Source organism: Nonomuraea lactucae, from assembly GCF_003313395.1.
Taxonomy (GTDB): domain Bacteria; phylum Actinomycetota; class Actinomycetes; order Streptosporangiales; family Streptosporangiaceae; genus Nonomuraea; species Nonomuraea lactucae.
Genome location: NZ_QNFZ01000625.1, coordinates 1 through 2,497, shown reverse-complemented (window position 1 = coordinate 2,497; position 2,497 = coordinate 1). Strand labels below are relative to the sequence as shown.

At 72.8% G+C, this 2,497-nt stretch carries 2 protein-coding genes; both read left to right on the top strand.

Features of this window, described 5'->3' with window-relative positions:
- A partial coding sequence (locus tag DQW85_RS24425) for a YlbE family protein (protein WP_162795331.1) occupies nucleotides 1-1,144 on the top strand: 1,144 nt, incomplete at its 5' end.
- 137 nt (nucleotides 1,145-1,281) lie between these two features.
- On the top strand, nucleotides 1,282-2,497 hold a 1,216-nt coding region (locus DQW85_RS24420), incomplete at its 3' end, for a serine/threonine-protein kinase (RefSeq protein WP_240197399.1).

Here is a 2,497-nt window from a genome sequence, read left to right as displayed (position 1 = left end):
CGGGCCCGCGTTCCTGCACGCGGGCCCGCCCATCGACTGGGAGCGCGCGTCCGGCCCGATGCGCGGCGCGCTGATCGGCGCGATGCTGCTGGAGGGGTACGCCCGGGACGAGGAGGAGGCCCGCCGCCGGCTGGCCTCCGGCGAGGTGCGGCTGGAGCCGTGCCACCACCACCGGGCCGTCGGGCCGATGGCCGGCGTGGTGAGCCCGTCGATGTGGATGTTCGAGGTGCGCGACGCCGAGCACGGCGGGGTGGCGTACTGCTCGCTCAACGAGGGCCTGGGCAAGGTGCTGCGCTACGGCGCGTACGGGGCGGAGGTCCTCGACCGGCTCGGCTGGATGGACCGCGTGCTCGGCCCGGTGCTGTCGGCCGCGGTCGAGCTCACGGGGCCGATCGACCTGCGCGCGATGATCGCGCAGGCGCTGCAGATGGGCGACGAGCTGCACAACCGCAACCGCGCCGCGACCTCGCTGCTGCTGCGGGAACTGGCCCCCGCCGTGGTCGACGCCTCACCGGGGAGCGCGGCGGAGGTGCTGCGCTTCATCGGCGGCAACGACCACTTCTTCCTGAACGCCGGCATGGCCGCGGCCAAGGTGAGCACCGACGCCGCCCGCGACGTTCCCGGCTCGTCGATGGTCGTCGCCATGGCCCGCAACGGCACGGACTTCGGCGTGCAGATCTCCGGGCTGGGCGACCGGTGGTTCACCGGCCCGGCGGGCGTTCCGGACGGGCTCTATCTCGGCGCGTACGGCCCGGAGGACGCGAATCCCGACATCGGCGACTCGACGATCACGGAGACGTCGGGGCTGGGCGGGTTCGCGATGGCGGCGGCTCCGGCCATCGTGCGGTTCGTGGGCGGCGAGGTGGCGGACGCGGTCGCGGCGACCCGGTCGATGTACGAGATCACGCTGGCCGAGCATCCCGCGTTCCAGATTCCGGGGCTCGGATTTCGCGGCGCTCCGGTCGGCGTGGACGTCACGCTGGTCGCGAGGACCGGGCTGCTGCCCGTGGTCAACACCGGTATAGCGGGGCGTGTCGCGGGCACCGGGCAGGTCGGCGCCGGGCTGGTGAGACCGCCCGCCGAGGCGTTCACAGCGGCCTTGACAGCCCTGGCCGAATCGGCGATCAACCCTCTTGATGGATGATATTTCCGCACGTCAAGGCGATTGTCAGCATGTGGTCAGCTTCCGCCCCGAATACCATGCCTATATCGTGTCAAACCTCATAATCTGGAAGTACGACGCGACGCATGTGACAGATGAGGCTGGAGATAGGGGCGGACATGGCAGCCGACCGCGTGCTCAGCGGACCCGGCGCGGAGGGGAACGCATCGCAGCAGAGCCCGAGCGCCGGCGCTGGTCGCCTGATCGGCAGACGCTACCGGCTGATGTCGCCGGTCGGCAGGGGCGGCATGGGCATGGTCTGGCACGCGCACGACGTGCTGCTCGCCCGTGACGTGGCGGTCAAGGAGCTGATCCTGCCGTTCGGGCTCGACAACGCGGGCAAGCAGGTGGCCCACCGGCGCATGCTGCGCGAGGCCAGGTCCGCCGCGCGGCTGACCCACCCCGGCATCGTGACCGTGCACGACGTGGTCGAGGAGGACGGCCGGCCGTGGATCGTCATGGAACTGGTCCGCGCCTGGTCCCTTGAGCAGGCCGTACGGCAGAGCGGGCCGCTGCCCGTGATCCAGGCCGCGGAGATCGGCATCCGGGTGCTCGACGCGCTGCGGCACGCGCACGCCTCCGGGATCCTGCACCGCGACATCAAGCCGGGCAACGTGCTGCTCACCTCGGACCGGGTGGTCCTGACCGACTTCGGCATCGCCGCCATCGAGGGTGACGTCACGATCACCCAGACCGGGCTGCTCATGGGGTCGCCCGCGTACGTGCCGCCGGAGCGGCTGTCCGGCCAGCCCATCACCCAGGCGGCCGACCTCTGGTCGTTCGGGGCGACGCTGTACGCGGCCGTCGAGGGGCGGCCCCCGTACGAGGGGCCCGACGCGATCGCGGTGCTCGGCGCCGTGCTGACGCAGGACCCGATCAGGCCGGAGCGGTCCGGAGCGCTGCTGCCGGTCATCGAGGGGCTGCTGCGCAAGAACCCCGCGGAACGGCTGACCGCCGAGCAGGTGAGCGAGTCCCTCGAACGGGTGCTGCACGCCCACGGATCGGCCAGGCCGCGCACGCCCGACAGCTCACCGCCGCTGCCCACGCGGCAGGATCCGACGCCGGTGGGGCTGCTGCCTCCGCTGGAGCCGCCGTCCGGCCCGATGCCTTCGCGGATCGTGGAGACCCCGTCGGGTCCGGTGCGCGTGCCGTACGACCCTCTGGAGGGCGCGTCGGGCGGGCACGCGTCGTACGACGGGATGTCGAGCCCGTCCGGGAGCCACCGGACGGAGCAGCTGTCACCGCCGCCGGAGCGGTTCGACGCGTTCACGAGCGCGTCGGGGCCGCTCCGGCAGCCGCCGGCCGACCCGCACCGGCCGCGCGAGGCGGCCCCGG